The organism is Pseudomonas sp. GM79, assembly GCF_000282495.1.
GTDB lineage: Bacteria > Pseudomonadota > Gammaproteobacteria > Pseudomonadales > Pseudomonadaceae > Aquipseudomonas.
Genome location: NZ_AKJE01000035.1, coordinates 60,005 through 82,220, shown reverse-complemented (window position 1 = coordinate 82,220; position 22,216 = coordinate 60,005). Strand labels below are relative to the sequence as shown.

The window sequence follows — 22,216 nt, the reverse complement described above, 5'->3', positions numbered from 1 at the left end:
TACGTTAATTGCACTGGTTCAGGCAATGTTTCGTTGTCTGATTTTTAAGGTGCATTAATGGAGTGTATATATGGGTGTTCAGGAAATACCGTTAATACAGGAAGATCTTGGGAAGGTGGTTGAAAGTTTTGCCGCGCTGGAAGAAGTGCTCAACAAAGCCCCATCGTTTAAATCAATCGTGCAAGACGTTTTGTTAAAGGAACTTCAGCAACTGTTGCCGGAGGTCTACATCAGCAGGACTTACATCAATGCCCGACGTTCAGGCATTGCGAATCAGGAGCCGACCGGTCTGTTCATGGACGTGTTCATGGAGTGTCTGAGTCGTGGGCGCGCTCCTGTTTATGACGCGAGTCAGTACGGCGTCTATAACTGGCCCGGCTCCATGGATGAGTTGGACCGGGTCGAGGGTCTGGACGTGGTCGCTCTGGGGTCGCTGATCGGCGATGTGCTGGGCACGCTGGCGCAAAAATACACGCAAGTTCTGGATCAACACTGGGCGGCACCTCTGGGCAAGGATGCCAAAGGTCGTGAATCGGTCTCTCGCAGCAGTGATCTGCGGGACTTGTACGCGGCGCTTTTCTGGCAAGAGTTGAAAGCAACGGTACAAATGCAAGGGGTGAGGTCGGAAGTAGAAAAGAGCTACGAAATTTACATCAGGGGTAATCCCCAGACACCGGCTTACAGTCTTTCTCTGGAACTGGAAAACGGACGATTTGCAACGCTGGCTTGTTGTTTCGTCATGTATTTAAGTGGCCGGTCCATCGATGAACTTGTACCTGCCAATGATGACTGGGTCATCCTTTACACCCCTGCAAACGGGCTGGAAACGTTCCAGACGTCGGCAATAATGCACCGCTCGCTGGAGCAGCGCCTGAGCGACCCGAACAGCCGGGCGCAGTTGCTAAAAGATATTTCACTGGAGGACGCTGAACAGGTCATAAGTGTTCCTGATATCCGTTATTTAAAAACCCATGGCGAAATTTTCCAGGTTGTCATCGACAACCTTCTGGATAAACAACGGCGTGACGTTGCTTATGGCATTCGCCGTTTGCTGGAGCCAGATGCGGATCTGCCAGGCATCGTCCAATCCATTGAGCAGACTCAACGTCTGCACGAGTTGAACGGTGATGCCAAGAGCCGCACCGCACGTCTGCTCGCATTGATGACGATGAACGCCAGGCCACAATGGCTGAAGGACACTTCCACCACTGATCAGGAAACATTTGCCGCTTTGGAACGGGCGTTGCTCGGAAGCCAGATGGCATTGCATGATGCGATGGGGGGGCTGTCTTCCTTTCAGGACTATGTGCGGCGTGTCGTCGAAGAACATATTTCCCAGGGCGATGCCAATCGCGTTGATCCCGATACCGTTTGGGTGTCGGTAAAGCATTCGGTGCGTATGGGCGCCAGGAACATCGAGCATGTCCAGCGTAAAACCCTGACACAGCTGTTCATGTACGGTGTGCATGATGTTGCAGGGCGATACACGATTCAGTTTGAAGAATTTCACTACAACCCCCGACTGTCAGCGTCCAATATCGAAAAGGCCATCCGGCAATTTGATCTTCGTTTGAGATACGCCAGTGAACGAAGTTATCGCCTTAGCGATCCGCAAGTTAAAGACGCCTTGCGAGAAGTATTGAGTCAACAGATTGCACTGAGTAACTTCGCCGCGTTGCTTCAAAAACATATCGGCTCGCAAGCACGGGACATCGCGCAGCGCTATCTGTTTGGCGATCCGAACGTGGAGGCATACAGCGTTGCTTTTCGCAGCCACTACCGACCGTTCAAAGACATGATCGTTTACCGTGCCAGAGGTGCAAGGCCTGATCTTTCGATGCATGTGCTCTATGCGCCTGGCGCACCGACGGGGCAGCAATGGTATGAGTTCCCCGATCTGACGGCGTTCAAGCGACAGTTCATTGCGTGGGGTTTCGAGCAGCGCGATCGTGACTTCCTGATCGGGCAGGCTTTCAGCATGGATCGCGCGGATCTCGTGAAGAGTTATCTATCTGAAGTCGAGCCGGCGACGGTGTACCAGCAGTGGTGGTGGGACGGCGTTGCTTTGGTGAAATGGGCGGGGGGGATGGAAGACGGACCGTTGATGGGTGCCATCCATAACATTGTCGGCTGGGAAATTGCCGAAGAACAAGTGGTCACACCCGGCTGGTACAGGAAGGCCGCGGTACAAGATCGCGAACTTTTCACAAGGCTGAACACAGATTTCAAAGCCATCTACCAGGTATCAAAAGAACCACTGCATATCGAAACGCTTGCCGCCTTCTCACGAAAACTGGTCATGAAGGCGTTGAACGATTATCTGCGTCGATTCGGCCCACATCCGGAAATCGACCCGGATCGGGTGAGCGTCAAGTTGCGTGGACACGATTGGATGACACTCACCAATGTGTTCATTCAGTGGCAGATTTGGCGTGCTAATGAATCGGTGGCGTTCCGTTCCCTGGATAACTCGTCGCTGGGGCGTTTGAATGAGGCCGCTGTCACTGCGTTGATCAACTTATTGCCGGGCGTCAAATATAAGCAGTATCTACGGCAGGATTTTCTGGAAACGCCTTCTTATGATCTGAAAGCAAAGCTTTACTGCAAGACCGTGCAGAACGAAATGCTCAGGGCGGCATTGACACAAAAAATTCAGGGCTCTCTTTCCGGTGAACACTTCAATTGGCTCAAGGGGCTGATCGAGGATCTGGATCATGATCGTACTCACAATAGGCTTCCGTTGCAGACGGCGGGCGCGCCAGGCGAAGGCGTTTATACGCTGGCGCTCGAGGGGCGACGGTTGGAGGGGGCCTATACGTTCGGGCGCAACGTGGCTGGCAGGTTGGAATACCTGATCTACATTCCGAAAGCACCGGATGGCCTGGCATTTCGTCCCATTGAGTCGTTGACTCAGGGCTTAAAGGAAGACGCACTGGGCAATCAGGTTGTCGGACTTGTCAGGCTGGAACACAGAGACGTAGTGCAACGTTATGTCGACAGCTGCAGCAACGCTTCAGGTGCCTTGCCGACGCCAAGGTTGCGAGACAGTTACCCTGTGACCGACTTCAAGTTCGAATACCACAGTATGGTGTTGCGGCTTATTTATGACGTCGACTATCAGACGAGCACGCGTGCGGAAATTTTCTGGCGTAACGTGATGATCGGCGCAGAACTGGTGGTGGATGTCATCTCGCTGTTTATCCCTCCAGTGGCTCTGGTGGCCAGCGTCCTGCGTATCACGCGGTCGATCGTTCAGGGTGTGATTGCCTACAGCCTGGGCGACGAAGATGCCGGTAAAGCCTACCTCGCCTCGGCCTGGAGAAGCACCATCCTCTTGTATGTGGGCATCGTCGCGGGGGTTGGCACGTCGACTTCGGCGGTGGGCATGTTGTCGCGGATCAAGGACATCTCCGAAATTGTGTCGACCGCGACCGGCGTTCCGGTGGGCGTTGGCTATGTCACTGCGGTGACGTCCACGTACCTGATTCAGGACAGTAAAACCCGAATCACAGACTGATCCTGCCGGGTCAGCCGTTACTCAGGCTGATACCCCATCCGCCAACTCACGGCCCGCGTCGCCGCCAACAACCGCTGCGCCGCCGGGCCGTTTTCATCGGCATGGAACAACGAGGCCGGGCCGACAATGGTCATCACCGCGGCCACCTGCCCAACCGCATTGAACACTGGCGCCGACAACGCATCCACGCCGGGCATCAGCAGGCCGTGAACATGGTGCAAGCCGCGTTCGCGGATCTGCTCGCACAATGTGGTGTAAGCCTGCTCATCGGCCAACGGATGAACGTCGACGGCGCGAACTTCGAGATCGCGCAACTCATCGGTTTCGCGATGGGGCAAATAGGCACTGAACACCAGCCCGGTCGAGGAGCTGAGCAACGGTAAAACCGAGCCCAATTGCGTGACCACTGTCACCGCGCGCACGGCCGGTTCGATGTGCACCACTGTCGCGCCCTGATTGCCCCACACCGCCAAAAAACAGGTCTCATTCAAATCGTCGCGCAGTTCAGCCAGGGGCAGGGCGGCGACTTTCAGCACGTCCATACTGTTCAGAGCAGCCAAGCCAACCCGAAGCGCTTCACGGCCCAGGCCGTAATGGTTGGTGGCGGGGTTCTGCTCGGCAAAACCGCTGGCGATCAACGCTTGTAGATAGCGGTGAACCTTGCTCGCCGGCATCTGCACGTGTTCAGCCAGGCGCGACAACGAGGTCGATGGCGACAGTTCGGCAAGCGCCTTGAGGATATCGGTGCCGACCTCGGCCGAGCGGACTTTCTGTTTACCGTTGCTTTCGCTGGTCATGAGGCGGTGTGATCCCGGGACGAATGGGCGTCTTTATAGCTTGACGGTCAATACCAATCAAATTACGTTATGCGTAATCGAATTACGATAAAAATAACCCGGGCGTGCCAAGACCTCTTCAGCAGAGCGACAGGCCACGGCCTACTCCCCGTTCAGGAGGCTCCATGAACCTCGATTCAACGGCGCCAGCGCTGGCTTATCAGTCAGGCTTTGGCAACGAATTCAGCAGCGAAGCGTTGCCGGGCGCACTGCCCGTCGGCCAGAACTCCCCGCAAAAAGCTCCTTACGGCCTGTACACCGAACTGTTCTCCGGCACTGCGTTCACCATGGCTCGCAGCGAAGCACGGCGGACCTGGATGTACCGCATCCAGCCGTCGGCCAACCACCCGGCATTCGTCAAACTGGATCGGCAACTGGCCGGCGGCCCATTGGGTGAGGTAACGCCCAATCGCCTGCGCTGGAACCCCTTGGACATGCCGACCGAGCCCACCGATTTCATTGACGGGCTGGTGAGCATGGCCGCCAACTCGGGTGCGGAAAAGCCGGCCGGGATCAGCATCTATAACTACCGCGCCAACCGTTCCATGGAACGCGTGTTCTTCAACGCCGACGGTGAATTGCTGCTGGTGCCGCAACTGGGCCGCTTGCGCATCGCCACCGAACTGGGCGTGCTGGAGCTGGAACCGCTGGAAATCGCCGTTCTGCCTCGCGGGCTGAAATTCCGCGTCGAACTGCTCGACCCGCAAGCCCGCGGCTATATCGCGGAAAACCATGGCGCCCCTCTGCGCCTGCCGGACCTTGGGCCGATCGGCAGTAACGGCCTGGCTAACCCGCGAGACTTCCTGACGCCGGTGGCCCATTACGAAAACCTCAAGCAACCGACCACCCTGGTACAGAAATTCCTCGGCCAGTTATGGGGTTGTGAGCTCGATCATTCGCCGCTGAACGTGGTCGCCTGGCACGGCAATAACGTGCCGTACAAATATGACCTGCGCCGTTTCAATACCATTGGCACGGTCAGTTTCGATCACCCGGATCCGTCGATTTTCACCGTCCTGACCTCGCCGACCAGCGTGCATGGTCTGGCCAACCTCGACTTCGTGATCTTCCCGCCACGCTGGATGGTCGCCGAGAAGACATTCCGTCCACCGTGGTTCCACCGCAACCTGATGAACGAATTCATGGGCCTGATCCAGGGCGAATATGATGCCAAGGCCGAAGGTTTTGTGCCTGGCGGTGCGTCGTTGCACAGCTGCATGAGCGCCCACGGCCCCGACGGCGAGACCTGCACCAAGGCGATCAACGCGGAACTGGCGCCGGCTAAAATCGACAACACCATGGCTTTCATGTTCGAGACCAGCCAAGTGTTGCGCCCGAGCCGATTTGCCCTGGATTGCCCACAATTGCAAAACAATTACGACGCCTGCTGGGCCACACTGCCCGCGACTTTCGACCCGACCCGGAGATAACCATGACTCAGACTTCCATCACTCGTAGCTGGGTTGCCTCCGCCAACGGCCACGCTGATTTCCCGCTGCAAAACCTGCCGTTGGGCGTGTTCAGCGTGAAGGGCTCCGCGCCGCGAAGTGGCGTGGCGATCGGCGACCATATCTTTGATCTGGAAGCGGCACTGGATGCCGGTCTGTTCGAGGGAACCGCGCTCACCGCGGTCCAAGCCACCCGTGGCGGCCAGTTGAATGCGTTCTTCGAGCTGGGGCGCGATGCTCGCGTTGCCCTGCGCGAGCGTCTGCTGGAGCTGTTTGCCGAAGGCAGCACCCTGCACGGCAAGATCGAAGCCCAAGGCGCCAAACTGCTGCCGCTGGCGGCGGATTGCGAAATGCACTTGCCGGCGAAGATCAACGATTACACCGACTTCTACGTCGGCATCGAGCACGCGCAGAATGTCGGCAAACTGTTCCGCCCGGACAACCCGTTGCTGCCGAACTACAAGTACGTGCCGATCGGTTACCACGGCCGTGCCTCGACCATTCGCCCGTCCGGCACCGACGTTCGCCGTCCGAAAGGCCAGACCCTGCCAGCCGGCCAGACCGAGCCGACGTTTGGCCCGTGCGCACGTCTGGACTATGAATTGGAACTGGGTATCTGGATCGGTCAGGGCAACGCGATGGGCGACTCCATCGCCATCGGTGACGCCGCCGACCACATCGCCGGTTTCTGCCTGCTTAACGACTGGTCGGCGCGGGACATCCAGGCCTGGGAATACCAGCCGCTGGGGCCGTTTCTGTCCAAGAGTTTCATCACCAGCATTTCGCCGTGGGTGGTGACGGCCGAAGCGCTGGAGCCGTTCCGTCGTGCGCAGCCTGCGCGCCCGGAAGGCGATCCGCAGCCGCTGCCGTACCTGTTCGACAAGCGTGATCAGGCCGCCGGTGCCTTCGACATCGAACTCGAAGTGCTGTTGCTGACCGAATCGATGCGCGAGCAAAATCTGCCAGCCCATCGCCTGACCCTCAGCAACACCCAACACATGTACTGGACCGTCGCACAAATGGTTGCGCATCACAGCGTCAACGGCTGCCAGTTGCAGGCCGGTGACCTGTTCGGTTCGGGCACGCTGTCCGGTCCTGAAAACGGTCAGTTCGGCAGCTTGCTGGAAATCACCGAGGGCGGTAAGAAGCCGATCGAACTGGCGTCGGGCGAGGTGCGTAAATTCCTTGAGGACGGCGACGAAATCATTCTGCGTGCCCGTTGCAGCCGCGAGGGTTTTGCTTCCATCGGTTTCGGCGAATGCCGCGGCAAAGTGCTGCCCGCGCGCTAAGAGGATCGTGTCATGGAACTCTATACCTACTATCGTTCGACCTCGTCTTACCGGGTGCGTATTGCGCTGGCGTTGAAGGGGCTGGATTACCAGGCGCTGCCAATCAACTTGATCGCGCCGCAAGGTGGCGAACATCGGCAGCCGACCTATCTGGGCATCAACCCCCAAGGCCGGGTGCCGGCCTTGCGCACTGATGAGGGCGAGTTGCTGATCCAGTCACCAGCGATCATCGAATACCTGGAGGAACGTTATCCACAGGTGCCATTGCTGTCCAAGGACCTCGTCGCCCGTGCCCATGAGCGTGGCGTGGCGGCGGTGATCGGCTGCGATGTTCATCCCCTGCACAACGTCAGCGTGCTCAATCAGCTTCGGCAGTTGGGGCACGATGAGCCGCAGGTGGTTGAGTGGATCGGTCACTGGATCAGGCAAGGGTTGGCGACGGTGGACCAATTGATCGGTGACACCGGTTACTGCTTTGGCGATCAACCGGGGCTGGCGGACGTCTATTTGATCCCGCAGTTGTATGCGGCCGAGCGCTTCAATATTTCCCTTGAGGCCTACCCGCGAATTCGTCGAGTGGCTGCATTGGCGGCGACACACCCCGCCTTCTTCCTGGCCCATCCGGCAAATCAGCCCGACACCCCTTGATGGCTCACATAGACCTAATGTGGGAGCGGGCTTGCCCGCGAAGAACGATAACGCGGTACGTCAGAAATACCGCGGTGTCTTCTTCGCGAGCAAGCCCGCTCCCACATGAGATCAGTGAACCACTGAGTTAGGCGGTAGATGCCCGAGCCGTTCGGTCAGGCGAATCCGCTGGATCGGGTCGTCACAGAGCAGCAGCGCGTGCTCCAGGTCAAAACGCTCGGCATTCGGGCAGTCCAGTCGTTGGTAGAGACTGGCCCGGGCCAGATAGTCGGAGGCGCTGGCGTTGCCCAATTCAAGCACGCGCTCGGCGTCGATCAGGGCGTCGATGTAGTCATCATTCGTGAGGTACAACTGGCGCAGGTTGCGCGACAGCCGCTGCAGCATCTGCACCGGTTCGGCTGTCAGTAAATGCTCGGCGCCGAGTTGCATGTTCGGGCCGTACTGGCGTTGCAGTAACTCCCGGCAGTCGTTGGGGTACAGCCGTCGCCCGCCGCAAGGGTCGAGCAGATGATCGGCGCCTTGCACCCGCAGCAGGAAATGCCCGGGGAAGTTGACCCCGACCATGGGAATCTCCAGCCTTCTGGCCAGTTCCAGCGCAATCAGGCCCAGTACCAGCGGTTGACCCCGCCGACGCTCCAGCACCTTGTTGAGTAACGCCACTTGCGGACGCAAGGGCGTGGAGTCGTCCTGAGCGAACCCCAGGTCATTCATTCGACGCAACAACGGTTGGGCCAATTCACTCACCGGCAGCATCGGCAACCCGTAGCTGACCCGCTGTTGCAGGTCCTTGAAATCCGCCAGCACCGTCTCGGGATTCAGTTCCTTATCGTGTTCGACGGCCATCCACAGCGCCGCCTCGAACAGCGCGGGCGGTGATCGTTGCAGACAGTCGAAAAAACGTTGGCGCGGGGTCATCAAAATCTCCGGGGAATGCCTCGTTTTAGCCCCGTCTCAGGCTTTCGTCCAGTATCGGGCACAGGCGCTGGCAGGTTATGTCCGAAAGCCTGTAAAGCGACGCCGCTTATTCCGGGGCGTTTCTGCAATTTTTGTGCACAAGCTTATACTGGCGACTACAAGAAGTGATTCGGGAGCCCTACGATGTTCGCTCTCATGCAAAGCACTCGCCTTGAATCGCTGCACCTGAGCGTCGATCCGGTCACCGGGTTGAAGGCGGTGATTGCCATCCACAACAGCCGTCTGGGACCTGCCCTGGGCGGGTGTCGTTACCTTGCTTACCCCAGCGATGAATCCGCGATCGAGGATGCTGTGCGCCTTGCCCAAGGCATGAGTTACAAGGCGGCCCTGGCTGGTCTGGCTCAGGGTGGTGGCGTTGCGGTGATTGTTCGCCCGGCCCATGTGGAAAACCGCGCCGCGCTATTTGAAGCTTTCGGGCGCTGCATTAACGAACTCGACGGTCGCTACATCACCGCCATCGACGCCGGCACTTCGGTGGCGGACATGGATTGCATCGCCCAACAGACGCAGTTCGTTACCAGCACCACCGCCGCGGGCGACCCTGCACCTCACGCGGCCATGGGCGTATTTGCCGGTATTCGCAGCACCGCCATGGCCCGTTTGGGCAGCGATAATCTCGAAGGACTGCGCATAGCCATTCAAGGCCTGGGCAATGTCGGTTATGCCCTGGCCGAACAGCTACACGCCGCCGGTGCCGAGCTGCTGGTCAGCGACATCGATCATGGCAAGGTGCAGCTGGCCATGGAGCAGTTGGGCGCTCATCCAATCGCCAATGATGCGCTGCTCAGCACGCCGTGCGACATACTCGCGCCCTGCGGCCTGGGCGGTGTGCTTAACAGAAACAGCGTGCCCCAACTGCGCTGCGCAGCGGTCGCCGGTTCGGCAAACAATCAACTGATGCATCTCGAGATCGCCGATCAACTGGAACGCCGGGGCATTTTGTATGCGCCCGATTACGTGATCAATGCCGGTGGGCTGATCTACGTGTCGCTCAAACATCGCGGGGAAGAGCTGACAACCATCACCGCGCACCTGTCGAAAATCAGTTCACGGCTGACCGAAGTCTTCGCCCATGCCCAGGCGGAAAAGCGCTCTCCGGCCCGGGTGGCGGATGAGTTGGCGGAGAAAGTGTTGTACCGGTGAAAAGTTTGAAAGGAGTGAGAGCCTATCCGGCCGTTGCTCCCCAAGCCCTGCGTCACAAGCGCCGGGCCTGACAGATGCACGCCGATTCCCGCGTGCCAGGAGCCCTGTGATGCTTCACAAGGTTGAGCTGCCTTACACCCGATTTTTATCCCCCAATGGCCAGCCGCTCGGCAATCTTCCCGCCTGGGCCGACGATTTCAATCTGTTGACGCGTCTGTATCGGCAGATGGTCCTGACCCGCCTTTTCGATCAGAAAGCTGTCGCCTTGCAACGCACCGGGCGCATCGGCACCTACGCGCCGACCTTGGGCCAGGAAGCCATTGGTGTCGCGGTCGGCAGCCTGATGCACGCCGAAGACGTACTGATCCCGTATTACCGCGACACCGCTGTGCAATTGATGCGCGGTGTGCGCATGGAAGAAATCCTGCTGTATTGGGGCGGCGATGAGCGAGGTAGCGACTTTGCCGACCCGGCGGTGGCCCAGGATTTCCCGATCTGCGTGCCGATCGCCACCCAGGCCCTGCATGCCTGTGGCGTCGCCAGCGCCTTCAAAATCCGCGGCGAGCATCGGGTCGCTGTCACAACGTGCGGCGACGGCGGAACCAGCAAAGGTGATTTCCTCGAGGCCCTCAACGTTGCTGGCGCCTGGCAGTTGCCGGTGGTGTTCATGGTCAACAACAACCAATGGGCGATCTCGGTGCCGCGACGAATCCAGTGCGGCGCTCCGACTCTGGCGCAGAAAGCCATTGGCGCCGGGTTCCACGGGGAGCAAGTCGACGGCAATGACATGCTCGCCGTTTACGACCGCGTGCAAGCCGCCCTTGAACGGACGCGTCACGGTAAAGGCCCGGTGTTGCTCGAATGCCTGAGCTATCGGCTCGGCGATCACACCACCGCCGACGATGCCACGCGCTACCGGTCGGCGGACGAGGTCAAGCAGGCCTGGCTCGAAGAACCGATCAAACGCCTGCAACGGTTTATGGCCGGGCAGGGTGTGTGGGACGAGGGCCGCGAACAGGCGCTAATCAGCGAATGCCAGGGTTTGGTGCAGCGTGCTGTGGATAACTTCGAAGCGGCGGGCCTGCAGGCGCCGGAATCGGTGATGGATCATGTCTACGCCCAATGGCCGCAAGCCCTGGCCGAGCAACGTGAAGATTTCCTTGAACGCGTGGCGCGCCGGACAGGGGGTTCGAGCGATGAGTAACGGCAACGTGACGCTGCTGGAAGCGGTGAATCTGGCGTTGCATCGGGCCATGAGCGAGGACGAGAACGTCATCGTCCTCGGTGAAGACGTCGGGGTAAACGGAGGCGTGTTCCGCGCCACGCTGGGCCTGCGCGACACCTTCGGTTTCAAGCGGGTGATCGACTCGCCGCTGGCCGAAACCATGCTCGGCGGGCTGGTGGTGGGCATGGCGGCCCAAGGCCTGAAACCGGTGGTGGAAATCCAGTTCATGGGCTTCATCTACGCCACCATGGAGCACCTGGTGTCCCACGCCAGCCGCATGCGCAATCGCACGCGCGGGCGGATCACCTGCCCGATGGTGATGCGCTCGCCCATGGGCGCAGGGATTCGCGCGCCGGAACATCACAGCGAAAGCACCGAAGCGCTGTTCGCGCACATTCCGGGGCTGCGGGTGGTGATCCCGTCCTCGCCGGCCCGGGCTTATGGCTTGTTGCTCGCAGCCATCGACGACCCGGATCCAGTGATATTTCTCGAGCCGACCCGACTCTATCGAATGAACCCGCAACCGCTGCTGGATGACGGTAAACGCTTGCCACTGGACAGCTGTTTCACCCTGCGTGAAGGCAGCGACATTACCTTGATCAGTTGGGGCGCCAGCGTGATGGAAACCCTGCAAGCCGCCACGCAACTGGCCGAGCAGGGCGTCTCGGCGGAAGTGATCGATGTCGCCAGTATCAAACCGCTGGACCTCGACACGATGGAAGCCTCGGTGCGCAAGACCGGTCGTTGCGTGATCGTGCATGAAGCGCCGCGCTCCTGCGGAGTCGGCGCGGAAATCGCCGCCAGTCTCTACGAACGGGTGTTTCTGGAGTTGCAGGCACCGATCCAGCGAGTCACCGCGCCAGACATTCCGCCGCCGCTGTATCGACTGGAATCGCTGTACATGCCCGGCATCGAAGACATTCTTCATGCCTGCAACACCGTCATGCAGCACTACCCCTGAACAGACGCCAGAGGCCGAGGAGGTTGCGATGAAATATTTCAAACTGCCGGATCTGGGCGAAGGCTTGCAGGAAGCGGAAATCGTCCGTTGGCACGTCAAGGTCGGCGATACCGTCACAGCCGACCAACTGCTGGTGTCGGTGGAAACCGCCAAGGCGCTGGTGGACATTCCTGCGCCCTACGACGGTGTGGTGGCAAAAACCTTTGGTGGCGAGGGCGACATCCTTCACGTTGGCGAACCTCTGCTCGGTTACGAAGGCGAAGCGGATGCGGGCACTGTGGTCGGGCGGCTTGAGGGCGGCGGCACGAATCAGGAAGATGCATTTTTTATCGGCGCAGCACCTTCGACTCGTGAGCATCTGGCGAACCGTGCCACGCCGGCGGTGCGTCAACTGGCTCGGCAACTCGGTGTTGAACTGAGCGCCTTGGCCGGCTCCGGCCAGGACGGCCAGATCACCCGCAGCGACGTGGAAAACTCGGCCCAGACGGCACGCGAACGCTTCGGCGGCGAGAAGCTGCGTGGCGTGCGACGCAGCATGGCGCTGAACATGGCCAGGTCCCATGCCGAAGTGGTGCCGGTGACGATTTTCGGTGATGCCGATCTGCATCGCTGGGGGCAGGCGCGAGAACCGTTGATTCGCCTGGCCAAGGCGATGGCGGCGGCCTGCGCGGTAGAACCGGTGCTCAACAGCGCCTTCGATGGCAAAACCCTGGCGCTCAAGCAACATGAACAACTCGATCTGGGCATTGCCGTGGACACGCCGGACGGCTTGTTCGTGCCGGTGCTGCGCGATGTCGGTCAGCGCACGGCGGCGGATTTGAAAGAAGGTGTGATGCGTCTGCGGGCCGATGTGCAGGCGCGCTCGATCCCACCTAAGGAAATGATGGGCGCGACCCTGACCCTGTCGAACTTCGGCACCTTGTTCGGCCGCTACGCCAACCCGGTGGTGGTGCCGCCGCAAGTGGCGATCCTCGCCGCCGGGGCGATCCGCGAAGAACCGGTGGCGGTCGAGGGCGTGGTGGTGGTGCATGCGATTCTGCCGCTGTCCCTGACCTTTGATCATCGGGTGGTCACCGGCGGCGAGGCGGCGCGGTTCTTCAAAGCGTTGGTCGAGGCGCTGGAACAACCCGAGGTCTAGGTTTCCCGCAGGCATGAAAAAGGCCCTGAGTCATTTGACTCAGGGCCTATTCAATTCGGGCATTGCTTACTTTGGCGTCTTGGCGGCCTTGGCTGGCTTGGTCGGCTCAGCGCTCGCTACTTCAACTGGTGCAGCTACTTCAACAGGTTCAGTGGCTTTAACAGGTTCAATGGCTTCGGCGGGTGCATTCAGCAGTTCGGACAGTGCGTCCGGCTGGCTCTTGAATGCCTTGGCGAATACATCGCGGTTCTTCGCCATGTAGATCCCGGCTTCTTCCACTTGCTGTTCAGTCAGGGACGGAACGGCTTTTTGCAACACTTCGGCCAGCAATTCGGCCAGTTCGAGCATTTTGTCATGACGGTCAGCTTCGGCTTTATCCATGAACAAGCGCTCCAGATCTCGGCTGCTGCGGTATACCACTTCGACGGCCATTCACCACCTCACATGCCTTCACATTAGTTGTCTGTTTCGACTACTGTATCTATATACAGCGAAAAGGATAAGCGAATCCCTGCGCTTTGGGTAGTGGCTTTTTAATGTAGACCGAATTCAGGGTTTGTCAGGTGAACCGTGTTGTCCCTATTCGCGAGCAAGCCCGCTCCCACAGGATATGTGCTGTCCCTTGTGGGAGCGGGCTTGCTCGCGAATAGGCCGGCAAAAACACCACAAAAGTGTCCAGTAGCAGCCCATCGCCATCTCACCCAACAGCCTCTGGCCTTTTTTCTGCATGCAGAACAACCGTCACGTCCAACCCGCATCATCCGCTCGAACCGAGCTAAGGAACAATCAAAGTGAAAATCAACTGGGCCGAGAACCTGCGGCAGAACGTGCACCAACTGGCCGAGTCCCTGGGCAACCTGTTCGTCGAGACCTTCCACTACCTGGCGCTGTTCGCCATCGGTGCGGTGACCGCGTGGGCGGCGGTGATGGAATTCCTCGGAATGCTCGAACAGGGGCACATCAAGATCGATGACATCTTGCTGCTGTTCATCTACCTGGAACTAGGGGCGATGGTCGGGATTTATTTCAAGACCAACCACATGCCGGTGCGTTTCCTGATCTATGTGGCGATCACCGCTCTGACGCGGCTGCTGATCTCCAACGTCTCGCACCACAATCCGCCGGACCTGGGGATCATCTATCTGTGCGGCGGTATTCTGCTGCTGGCGTTTGCGATTCTGGTGGTGCGTTACGCCTCGTCGCAGTTCCCTTCGGTGAAGATCGAACACCCGCAACGCAAGATCGGTGCGGGTTCCGGTGAGCATCCCGAAGTGGAGAAGGGCGAGATTTAAAGCCCCATTGAAGGTCGGGGCCGGGATTTGACCTGTGGCGGCGGGTTGCGATTGTCGCCGTCGGTCATGGCTTCGAGGATGGCCACGGCGCTGTGGCCTTGTTCGATGGCGATGCCGAATTGAATGCTTTGCACCAGGCGTTTGAGGCGCTTGGGGTCATTGCGCTGTTCGGTGCTGATCATCCGTTTGGCCACCACGCGACCACTTTTGGAGAGGGTCAGCATGATGCTGCCGTCCAGCCCCTGAATGCTCAGGTTGACTTGATAATCCGGTGCAAAGGCATCGGTAATGAGTTGAAAGGGGTTGTCCATGATGCGTCACCGCCTGATTGAACGTGCAGTTGTTGACCGGCCATGATCGGGATTAGTTCGCTACACCAGACCATCGGCCTTCCATGTTCATGTACTTTCATCCGTGTAACGTAGGAGCTGCCGAAGGCTGCGATCTTTTGATCTTGATGTTCGGTGAAGGCGCTGAAGATCAAAAGATCGCAGCCTTCGGCAGCTCCTACAGGGGCAAAGCAAGGGGCATGCCGGAAAAATTGTCGAACAATGAACACGGCAAAAAAGTGGCGGGCACTCTGGCCCGCCTTCTTTTTGCCTGCCCGTTTCAGGGCATGAACGAGTAGATGATCGCAGACAGTGCAATCAAACCGATCAACACCACAAACACGTTCGAGGCCTGATTCGAGTACTGGCGCAAGGCCGGCACGCGGCGGATGGCGTACATCGGCATCAGGAACAACAGGCACGCGATGATCGGCCCGCCAAGGGTTTCGATCATGCCCAGGATGCTCGGGTTGAAGGTCGCCACGGCCCAGCAGCTGAGGATCATGAACAGCGCAGTGATGCGGTTCAGCCAACTGGCGGACATGACGCGACCACGGCCACGCAGGCTTTTCACGATCAGGCCCTGAAAGCCTTCGCTGGCGCCGATGTAATGGCCGAGGAAGGATTTGGTGATCGCCACCAACGCAATCAACGGTGCGGCATAAGCGATGACCGGTGTCTGGAAGTGGTTGGCCAGGTACGACAGGATCGAAATGTTCTGCGCCTTCGCAGCGGCCAAATCAGCCGGGGACAGCGCCAGCACGCAGCTGAAGCAAAAGAACATCACGGTGACGACCATCATGAGGTGAGCGATCGCGAGAATGCCGCTGCTTTTGCGTTCGGCTTGTTCGCCGTAACGCTGTTTCTGATCGACGGCGAAGGCCGAGATGATCGGCGAATGGTTGAACGAGAACACCATCACCGGAATCGCCAGCCATAAGGTCTTGAAGAACAATGGCAGCGGCATGCCTTCACTGGCGGTGGCAAAGAACGCGCCGTTCCAGTTCGGGATCAGGCTGACGCCGAGCAGCAGCAACGCCGCGACGAACGGATAAACCAGCACGCTCATGCATTTGACGATGACGCCCTGACCACAACGCACGATCGCCATCAGGCCGAGAATCAGCCCCAGCGACAGAATCGCCCGAGGCGGCGGCGTCATGTGCAACTGGTGCTCCATGAGGCTGCTCAGGGTGTTGGTCAGCGCCACGCTGTACACCAGCAGAATCGGGAAGATCGCAAAGAAATACAGCAGCGTGATCAGCTTGCCGGCGCCGATGCCGAAGTGTTCTTCCACCACTTCGGTAATGTCCCCGGAACGCCCGGACAAAACAAAACGCGTCAGGCCACGGTGGGCGAAGAAGGTCATCGGAAAGGCCAGTACCGCCAGGAGCAACAGCGGCCAGAAACCACCGACGCCGGCGTTGATCGGCAGGAACAATGTGCCGGCGCCAATCGCCGTGCCATAGAGGCCAAGCATCCAGGTGGTGTCGTGTTTGCTCCAGCCTTTGTGGGTTGTTTCTCTATTGCGTGTCAGATCTACAGCAGGATTATCGGCAGCAGGTGTACGTACATCGGTCATCGTTTTTGCCTCGTTATTATTCTTGCTCGGGCTCACGTGTTGCAGACGGTCAGGGAGTGCTCCTCAGCACTCCACCCAGCTCACCGCCAGGCCGCCCCGTGAAGTTTCTTTGTATTTGTCGTGCATGTCGGCGCCGGTATCGCGCATGGTGCGGATCACCCGGTCCAGGGAAATGAAGTGTTTGCCGTCGCCGCGCAGGGCCATTTGCGTGGCGTTGATCGCCTTCACGGCAGCGATTGCGTTGCGCTCGATGCACGGCACCTGCACCAGTCCGCCGACCGGATCGCAGGTCAGGCCGAGGTTATGTTCCAGGCCGATTTCGGCGGCGTTTTCCAGTTGCTCGGGAGTCGCTCCGAGTATGTCGGCCAGGCCGGCGGCAGCCATGGCGCAGGCGGAGCCGACTTCACCTTGGCAGCCGACTTCGGCGCCGGAGATCGAGGCGTTTTTCTTGCAGAGAATGCCTACAGCGGCAGCACCCAAAAAGAACGCCACGACGTCATCGTCCGACGCGTCCGGGTTGAATTTCATGTAGTAGTGCAGCACGGCGGGAATGATCCCCGCCGCCCCGTTTGTAGGCGCGGTGACCATGCGTCCGCCAGCCGCGTTTTCTTCGTTCACGGCGAGGGCGAACAGGTTGACCCACTCCATGGCTGACAGGGTGGAGCTGATGACATTCGGTTTGCCGATTTCCAGCAGGCTGCGGTGCAATTTCGCGGCACGGCGCGGAACATTCAGACCACCGGGCAGGATGCCTTCGTGACGCAAACCTTGCTCGACGCACTCGCGCATCACCGACCAGATATGCAGCAAGCCCTGACGGATCTCGGCGTCGCTGCGCCAGGCCCGTTCGTTGGCCATCATCAGCTCGGAAACCCGCAGACCGTGCTGGTTGCAGAGCTTGAGCAACTCGGCGGCACTGGAGAAATCGTAGGGCAGGACCACATCGCTGGCCGGCGCAATGCCGGACTCGGCTTCTGCTGCTTCGATGATGAAACCACCACCCACCGAGTAGTACGTCTGCTCGAACAGCTCACCGGTTTCGCTCAAGGCTGTCAGAGACATCGCGTTGGGGTGGTAGGGCAAGCTCTCGTCCAGCAGCAGGAGATCGCGCTGCCAGTTGAAGGCAATAGTCGACTTGCCGGCCAGACTCAGTTCGCCGGTTTCACGCAAGGTTTGGATTCGGCTGTCGATTGAGTTCGGATCAATGCTGTCTGGCCATTCGCCCATCAGGCCCATGACGCAGGCACGGTCGGTCGCGTGGCCGACGCCAGTGGCCGAAAGGGAGCCATAGAGACGGATTTCTACCCGCCGTACGTCGGCCAGTAAATGTTGGTCAATCAGTGCCTGGGCGAAGGTTGCGGCGGCGCGCATGGGGCCGACGGTATGGGAACTGGACGGACCGATGCCGACTTTGAAGAGATCGAAAACACTGATAGCCATGCTAAAGCCTATACAAGCAATGGAAGAGAAATCGCCGCCATTTTTGTAGGCCAAGCGCAAGGTGGGCGATACTGCCAACCTCGGTCCTACGTGACCAACGAAACTTCCTAAGACAGCCTTTAGCAGGACTAAACAATGAGTCGCCAATTGCACGCCCAGACCTACGTCTGGCTGCACGTGTTTTCGTGTGCCGCGCGGCACTTGTCCTTCACCCGTTGCGCCGAAGAACTGCACATCACGCCGGGGGCGGTCAGTCAGCAAATTCGCCAACTGGAAGAGCGCCTGGGTTTTCGCCTGTTTCATCGTCGCGCCCGGGGCGTGGAGTTGAGCGCTGAAGGCCAGCGATTGGCTATCACCGTCAACGAAGCCTACGGCAGCATCGATGCGGAATTGCGACGACTGGACGCGGGAATGATCAGCGGGATTTTGCGGTTGCGCTCGATTCCATCGTTCCTGAGCAAGTGGTTGACCCCCAGATTGCCGCGTTTGCAGCAGCGTTTTCCGGACATTCAACTGCGGCTGGTGGCAGAAGACAGCAGCGTGCCATTGCATGAGGGCGACTTCGATTTGGCCATCGACCTCAATGACGGCAGTTATCCGGGATTGTTATCCACAACCTTGTTGGATGAGCAGATCTTTCCGGTGTGCGCCCCGAGCCTGTTGCGCGCAAGGCCGCCGCTGCACGGCCCGGCGGATCTGGTGCATTTTCCGTTGCTGCACGACATCACCGCCTGGCGCGGCAGTTACGAATACGCGGAATGGGAGTTCTACCTCAACGCCATCGGCTTCGAAGGCGCGGATGTGCGGCGCGGGCATACCTTCAATCGCAATCACCTGACTATTGAAGCGGCGATTGCCGGGATGGGCGTGGCGATTGCGCGGCGAACGCTGCTCAACGATGAACTGGAGCGCGGGACGTTGATCGTGCCGTTTGGCCTGGCGGTGCCCAATCACAAGCGTTACGTACTGCTTTATGCGCCGGGCGCGCTGAGCCATCCGGGCGTGCGCGCGGTGCATGACTGGCTGGTGGAAGAAGCGGGGATATTTCGTAGCTTGCACCCGCTGGCGGAGCGGCAGATGTGACAGCTGCTGGGGACATCAGCCAGGGGCGACCCAACTCCCGACATTAACAGCGCTTTTACCCGTTGTCCGGCTTTTTTTGCGAATGAATATTTATCTTTTTTTAGGGGTTGAAATGTTCTGCGCACACACCGATTGTGTAACCAAGAGGTCACGGTGATGAAGCCCAAGGGCCAGCCGAAGGGCCTCTCGCGAGCTAGCTGAAATAAGGGATGAACTATGCAAATCCAAGTCAATAGCGATAACCATATTCAAAGCAGCATCCGACTGGAGGAGTGGGTACGTACTACCATTGAGAGCACGCTCGAACGTTATGAAGAGGACCTGACCCGCGTCGAGGTCCACCTGCGGGACGAGAACGGCGACAAGCCCGGTCCCCACGATATGCGCTGTCAGCTGGAAGCGCGGCCAAAAGGCCATCAACCGATTTCTGTTACCCATAAAGCCGCTAACCTGGAACTGGCGATCGACGGTGCGGCTGAAAAACTCGAACATGCGCTTGAACATCTGTTCGGCAAACTGCGGGGCAAACCACGTGCCGCTGTGGTGCCGTTCGAAAGGCCTACGGCCGATGCGCTGCTGGAAGACGAGTTTCTCGAGAACGAACAGGCTGCACAAAACGGCTGAGGCCTGATTCACTTTTTACCTTCCCACTTTCTCTCCACCTGAAAAACGGGCCTGCTTATGCAGGCCCGTTCTTGTTTATGGTATTCGCCACCATGGAAACCTGTGGCGAGGGAGCTTGCTCCCGCTGGGGTGCGAAGCAGCCCCAAAACCATCCAGTGCAGTGTGTCAGGCAAAATCTGGATAGCAGGTTTTACGACTGCTTCGCAGCCGAGCGGGAGCAAGCTCCCTCGCCACAAAGTGTCCGACCTCTGCCCCGGGGTCAGTAATCAAAACGCGACTGAAGTCTGCACATACACCGTCCGCGGTTCTCCCACGTACTTGCCCTTGTTGTTGTCATCGAACGAGCGGGTGAAGTACTGGTGGTTGAAGATGTTCTTCACCCCCACCGCCACATTCAGGTCCGACAGTTTCGGCCCGAAGTCATATGCGGCGCGGCTGCTGAATAACATGTATCCCGGAATCTTGCCGGTGCTGCCATCGGCGCTTTCGGCCGAGGTGTTGGCGTTGTCAGCGAACTGGTCACTCTGGTAGCTGCTGTCCAGGTTCAGTTTCCACGCGCCTTCGGTATAACCGACGCCGACCGTGCCTTTGTGTTTCGAAGAGAACGGCACGCGATTGCCCTTGTTCGGCCCGTCCTCGCGGATGGTCGCGTCAACATAGGCGTAAGTCGCGTACACATCGAAACCGGCCAGCGCCGGGCTCAAATCGTCGAGGGCGTAGTTGATGCTGGTTTCGATGCCTTGATGGCGGGTTTCGCCACGGGCGATCACCGAGTCATTGGTTTGATTGCTTTCATACTGATTGTCGAAATTGATCAGGAATGCGCCAATCTCGGCACGCAACGCGCCATTGTCGTAGCGGGTACCCAGCTCCCAGGTGCGCGCCTTTTCCGGTTTGACTTCGCCGCTGGTCACCCGGTTAGGCATCTGGCTGTACTGCACGCTGCCGAATGACCCTTCGGTATTGGCGTAGAGGTTCCAGCTGTCGGTCAGGTGATAGAGCACGTTCAACGCCGGCAGGGCGGTGTTGTAGTCGCCTTTGTATTTCACGTTGGTCAGGTTGTTGGTCTGCTGCGACTCGATCATCTCGTAGCGGATGCCAGGCGTGATCGTCCACTTGCCGATGTCGATCCGGTCATCGACGAAGAACGCATTGGCCTCGGTGCCACCCCGAGTATCGCGGTCGTTGCGACTGCTGGTGGTCGGGAGTTCGTTGCTGGCGATCGGCGTGCGGTAGCGCAGTTCGTGGCCGGCCTCGTTGATGTAGCGATAGCCGACGCCGACTTCATGGCTGGTTTGGCCGAGGTCGAAGCCTTGGGCGAAACGGGTTTCCAGGCCACGTACCCAATACTCGCGTGGCGACAGCGAGAGGAACGTGCCCTGGTCCAGATAACCGCTACGCAGGGTTTTGGTGAAGAAGGTATTGGCGGTGAACTCTCGGCGATCTTCCTGATAGCGATAGCCGAAATTGAACATCGTGCGACGGCCCCAGAACTGGTCTTTCGGGCGGGTCGACTGGTACGGGTCAGCGTCGTAATCGGCGACGTTCAGCCCGCCGGGCATGTCTGCCTTGCCTTCGTAGTATTGGGCCATGGCGTTGAAGCTGTTGGCCTCGTCGAGCTGGTATTTGCCCTTGAGGATCAGGTCGTCGATTTCGGTGTCGCTGTGTTCGCGCCAGTCGCCACCACGGGTGCCCGAGTACAGAATCGCGCCGCCCAGACCGTTATCGGCCGTGCCGCCGGCCAGCAGGTTGCCGGTGGTTTTGAAGCCGTCATGGCTGGACGATGGACTGGTTTCAGTCTGAAAGCCGCCCTTGACCGTCGGTTCATCGGGAATGGCGCGAGTCACGAAGTTGACCACACCGCCGACGTTCTGCGGCCCGTAGCGCACCGCACCGCCGCCGCGCACCACGTCGACCGCGTCCATGTTGCCCATGCTGATCGGCGCGAACGAAAGCTGCGGCTGACCATAAGGTGCGAAAGGCACCGGAATGCCGTCCATCAATACCGTGGAGCGCGAAGCCAGCCGAGGGTTGAGCCCGCGAATGCCGAAGTTCAGTGCCATGTCATGGCTGCCGGTGCCGTTGTTGTCTGGCGCGTTGACCCCCGGAACGCGATTGAGTACATCCCTGGCCTGAGTCGCGCCCTGGCGTTCGAATTCTTCGCGCCGGATCACGTCGCGAGCGCCAGGATGTTCGAAGACGTTGGTTTGCGCCGCATCGCCGAGCCAGTCGCCAACCACTTTCGAGGTGTCCAGCTCCAGCGCCGCATCACCCGCCGGTTGCAGACTGAAGGCATTGTTACCCTCCACGCGAGCTTGCAGGCCGGTGCCTTCGAGCAACGCGTTCAAGCCTTGCGAAGGGGTGTAGTTGCCTTCCAGGCCGCGACTTTGCACACCGTTGGTGACTTGCGAGCCAAAGGAGATCAGCACGCCGGCTTCACGACCAAACTGGTTGAGGGCGTTCTCCAGCGAGGACGGTGCGATGTGGTACGGCTTGGTGTCGGCGGCATGCACCAGAGGCAGTGCGCCGAAGCTCAGGCTGGCGCCCAGCAAGAGTTGGCGCAAGGTTCGAGCCATAGGTGTGAGACGGGTGGGTTGCATGGAGGGCGATCCTGAGAAGGTTGAATCAAGGGGGCTTTCCTTCTCTGTCACGCCAGATCTGAAAAACGGCTCACGCTGGATGAATA

At 59.2% G+C, this 22,216-nt stretch carries 18 protein-coding genes and 1 pseudogene; 12 read left to right on the top strand and 7 right to left on the bottom strand.

Features of this window, described 5'->3' with window-relative positions; all coding sequences use genetic code 11:
* Window positions 1-70: 70 nt before the first annotated feature.
* A complete protein-coding gene (locus PMI36_RS19070) occupies window positions 71-3,517 on the top strand; it encodes a dermonecrotic toxin domain-containing protein (protein WP_008070519.1) in 3,447 nt (1,148 codons plus the stop codon).
* A 17-nt stretch (window positions 3,518-3,534) separates the two neighbouring features.
* On the opposite strand, the gene PMI36_RS19075 is transcribed toward PMI36_RS19070, so the two are convergent.
* Window positions 3,535-4,314 carry an IclR family transcriptional regulator gene (locus PMI36_RS19075; RefSeq protein ID WP_008070517.1) on the bottom strand — a complete coding sequence of 260 codons (780 nt, stop codon included), beginning with the start codon at window positions 4,312-4,314 and terminating at the stop codon, window positions 3,535-3,537.
* Window positions 4,315-4,478: 164 nt separating this feature from the next.
* Here PMI36_RS19075 and hmgA point away from each other — a divergent pair, with 164 nt between their 5' ends.
* From hmgA to maiA, 3 genes are read left to right on the top strand one after another with little or no spacing between them, the layout of a single operon-like run.
* Complete coding sequence (hmgA, locus tag PMI36_RS19080; protein ID WP_008070516.1) at window positions 4,479-5,783, top strand: homogentisate 1,2-dioxygenase; 1,305 nt, start codon at window positions 4,479-4,481, stop codon at window positions 5,781-5,783.
* 2 nt (window positions 5,784-5,785) lie between these two features.
* Window positions 5,786-7,090: a fumarylacetoacetase gene (gene fahA, locus PMI36_RS19085; protein ID WP_008070514.1), complete on the top strand. Its 1,305-nt coding sequence runs from the start codon at window positions 5,786-5,788 to the stop codon at window positions 7,088-7,090.
* 12 nt (window positions 7,091-7,102) lie between these two features.
* A complete protein-coding gene (maiA, locus tag PMI36_RS19090) occupies window positions 7,103-7,738 on the top strand; it encodes a maleylacetoacetate isomerase (protein WP_008070512.1) in 636 nt (211 codons plus the stop codon).
* 111 nt (window positions 7,739-7,849) lie between these two features.
* Here the strand turns inward: maiA and PMI36_RS19095 are convergent, their stop codons facing one another.
* The gene (locus PMI36_RS19095) at window positions 7,850-8,653 is read right to left on the bottom strand and encodes a SirB1 family protein (RefSeq protein WP_008070509.1); all 804 of its coding nucleotides are present in this window, start codon (window positions 8,651-8,653) and stop codon (window positions 7,850-7,852) included.
* Window positions 8,654-8,836: 183 nt separating this feature from the next.
* On the opposite strand from PMI36_RS19095, the gene PMI36_RS19100 reads away from it, so the two are divergent.
* The 4 genes from PMI36_RS19100 (at window position 8,837) to PMI36_RS19115 (ending at window position 13,180) form a co-directional block, all read left to right on the top strand.
* Window positions 8,837-9,856 (top strand): Glu/Leu/Phe/Val dehydrogenase family protein, encoded by a 1,020-nt coding sequence (locus PMI36_RS19100; RefSeq protein WP_008070507.1) that lies wholly within the window; start codon window positions 8,837-8,839, stop codon window positions 9,854-9,856.
* Between the two features lie 109 nt (window positions 9,857-9,965).
* Complete coding sequence (pdhA, locus tag PMI36_RS19105) at window positions 9,966-11,060, top strand: pyruvate dehydrogenase (acetyl-transferring) E1 component subunit alpha (RefSeq protein ID WP_008070506.1); 1,095 nt, start codon at window positions 9,966-9,968, stop codon at window positions 11,058-11,060.
* On the top strand, window positions 11,053-12,042 hold the full coding sequence (locus PMI36_RS19110; protein ID WP_008070504.1) for an alpha-ketoacid dehydrogenase subunit beta: 990 nt from the start codon (window positions 11,053-11,055) through the stop codon (window positions 12,040-12,042). Before pdhA ends, PMI36_RS19110 begins: the two co-directional genes overlap by 8 nt.
* A 28-nt stretch (window positions 12,043-12,070) precedes the next feature.
* Window positions 12,071-13,180 carry a dihydrolipoamide acetyltransferase family protein gene (locus PMI36_RS19115; RefSeq protein ID WP_008070496.1) on the top strand — a complete coding sequence of 370 codons (1,110 nt, stop codon included), beginning with the start codon at window positions 12,071-12,073 and terminating at the stop codon, window positions 13,178-13,180.
* A gap of 177 nt (window positions 13,181-13,357) precedes the next feature.
* Here the strand turns inward: PMI36_RS19115 and PMI36_RS19120 are convergent.
* Window positions 13,358-13,612 (bottom strand): annotated as a pseudogene (locus tag PMI36_RS19120) (YebG family protein); the annotation flags it as partial.
* Between the two features lie 359 nt (window positions 13,613-13,971).
* Between PMI36_RS19120 and PMI36_RS19125 the strand changes: the two are divergent.
* A complete protein-coding gene (locus PMI36_RS19125; protein ID WP_007903272.1) occupies window positions 13,972-14,472 on the top strand; it encodes a phosphate-starvation-inducible protein PsiE in 501 nt (166 codons plus the stop codon).
* Here the strand turns inward: PMI36_RS19125 and PMI36_RS19130 are convergent.
* Complete coding sequence (locus PMI36_RS19130; RefSeq protein WP_008070494.1) at window positions 14,469-14,783, bottom strand: DUF3509 domain-containing protein; 315 nt, start codon at window positions 14,781-14,783, stop codon at window positions 14,469-14,471. The genes PMI36_RS19125 and PMI36_RS19130 overlap by 4 nt on opposite strands.
* An 83-nt stretch (window positions 14,784-14,866) precedes the next feature.
* Here PMI36_RS19130 and PMI36_RS31425 point away from each other — a divergent pair, with 83 nt between their 5' ends.
* On the top strand, window positions 14,867-15,100 hold the full coding sequence (locus PMI36_RS31425) for a hypothetical protein (protein WP_008070492.1): 234 nt from the start codon (window positions 14,867-14,869) through the stop codon (window positions 15,098-15,100).
* On the opposite strand, the gene PMI36_RS19135 is transcribed toward PMI36_RS31425, so the two are convergent.
* A complete protein-coding gene (locus PMI36_RS19135; protein ID WP_008070490.1) occupies window positions 15,082-16,383 on the bottom strand; it encodes a serine/threonine transporter in 1,302 nt (433 codons plus the stop codon). The genes PMI36_RS31425 and PMI36_RS19135 overlap by 19 nt on opposite strands.
* Window positions 16,384-16,446: 63 nt before the next feature.
* Window positions 16,447-17,823, bottom strand: coding sequence for an L-serine ammonia-lyase (locus PMI36_RS19140; protein WP_008070488.1), 1,377 nt, complete (start codon window positions 17,821-17,823; stop codon window positions 16,447-16,449).
* Window positions 17,824-17,958: 135 nt separating this feature from the next.
* Here PMI36_RS19140 and PMI36_RS19145 point away from each other — a divergent pair, with 135 nt between their 5' ends.
* Both PMI36_RS19145 and PMI36_RS19150 read left to right on the top strand, forming a co-directional pair.
* Window positions 17,959-18,906, top strand: coding sequence for a LysR substrate-binding domain-containing protein (locus tag PMI36_RS19145; protein ID WP_008070487.1), 948 nt, complete (start codon window positions 17,959-17,961; stop codon window positions 18,904-18,906).
* 216 nt (window positions 18,907-19,122) lie between these two features.
* Entirely contained in the window at window positions 19,123-19,530 is a 408-nt protein-coding gene (locus PMI36_RS19150; protein WP_008070486.1) for an HPF/RaiA family ribosome-associated protein, read from the top strand.
* 266 nt (window positions 19,531-19,796) lie between these two features.
* Here the strand turns inward: PMI36_RS19150 and fecA are convergent, their stop codons facing one another.
* Window positions 19,797-22,130 carry a TonB-dependent Fe(3+) dicitrate receptor FecA gene (gene fecA, locus PMI36_RS19155; protein ID WP_008070485.1) on the bottom strand — a complete coding sequence of 778 codons (2,334 nt, stop codon included), beginning with the start codon at window positions 22,128-22,130 and terminating at the stop codon, window positions 19,797-19,799.
* Window positions 22,131-22,216 lie beyond the last annotated feature (86 nt).

What these genes read in the sequence shown, in the direction of transcription:
- PMI36_RS19070 (WP_008070519.1), top strand. Translation starts at nt 71, where the DNA reads ATGGGTGTTCAGGAAATACCGTTAATACAGGAAGATCTTGGGAAGGTG.
- PMI36_RS19075 (WP_008070517.1), bottom strand. Translation starts at nt 4,314, where the DNA reads ATGACCAGCGAAAGCAACGGTAAACAGAAAGTCCGCTCGGCCGAGGTC.
- hmgA (WP_008070516.1), top strand. Translation starts at nt 4,479, where the DNA reads ATGAACCTCGATTCAACGGCGCCAGCGCTGGCTTATCAGTCAGGCTTT.
- fahA (WP_008070514.1), top strand. Translation starts at nt 5,786, where the DNA reads ATGACTCAGACTTCCATCACTCGTAGCTGGGTTGCCTCCGCCAACGGC.
- maiA (WP_008070512.1), top strand. Translation starts at nt 7,103, where the DNA reads ATGGAACTCTATACCTACTATCGTTCGACCTCGTCTTACCGGGTGCGT.
- PMI36_RS19095 (WP_008070509.1), bottom strand. Translation starts at nt 8,653, where the DNA reads ATGACCCCGCGCCAACGTTTTTTCGACTGTCTGCAACGATCACCGCCC.
- PMI36_RS19100 (WP_008070507.1), top strand. Translation starts at nt 8,837, where the DNA reads ATGTTCGCTCTCATGCAAAGCACTCGCCTTGAATCGCTGCACCTGAGC.
- pdhA (WP_008070506.1), top strand. Translation starts at nt 9,966, where the DNA reads ATGCTTCACAAGGTTGAGCTGCCTTACACCCGATTTTTATCCCCCAAT.
- PMI36_RS19110 (WP_008070504.1), top strand. Translation starts at nt 11,053, where the DNA reads ATGAGTAACGGCAACGTGACGCTGCTGGAAGCGGTGAATCTGGCGTTG.
- PMI36_RS19115 (WP_008070496.1), top strand. Translation starts at nt 12,071, where the DNA reads ATGAAATATTTCAAACTGCCGGATCTGGGCGAAGGCTTGCAGGAAGCG.
- PMI36_RS19130 (WP_008070494.1), bottom strand. Translation starts at nt 14,783, where the DNA reads ATGGACAACCCCTTTCAACTCATTACCGATGCCTTTGCACCGGATTAT.
- PMI36_RS31425 (WP_008070492.1), top strand. Translation starts at nt 14,867, where the DNA reads ATGTTCATGTACTTTCATCCGTGTAACGTAGGAGCTGCCGAAGGCTGC.
- PMI36_RS19135 (WP_008070490.1), bottom strand. Translation starts at nt 16,383, where the DNA reads ATGACCGATGTACGTACACCTGCTGCCGATAATCCTGCTGTAGATCTG.
- PMI36_RS19140 (WP_008070488.1), bottom strand. Translation starts at nt 17,823, where the DNA reads ATGGCTATCAGTGTTTTCGATCTCTTCAAAGTCGGCATCGGTCCGTCC.
- PMI36_RS19145 (WP_008070487.1), top strand. Translation starts at nt 17,959, where the DNA reads ATGAGTCGCCAATTGCACGCCCAGACCTACGTCTGGCTGCACGTGTTT.
- PMI36_RS19150 (WP_008070486.1), top strand. Translation starts at nt 19,123, where the DNA reads ATGCAAATCCAAGTCAATAGCGATAACCATATTCAAAGCAGCATCCGA.
- fecA (WP_008070485.1), bottom strand. Translation starts at nt 22,130, where the DNA reads ATGCAACCCACCCGTCTCACACCTATGGCTCGAACCTTGCGCCAACTC.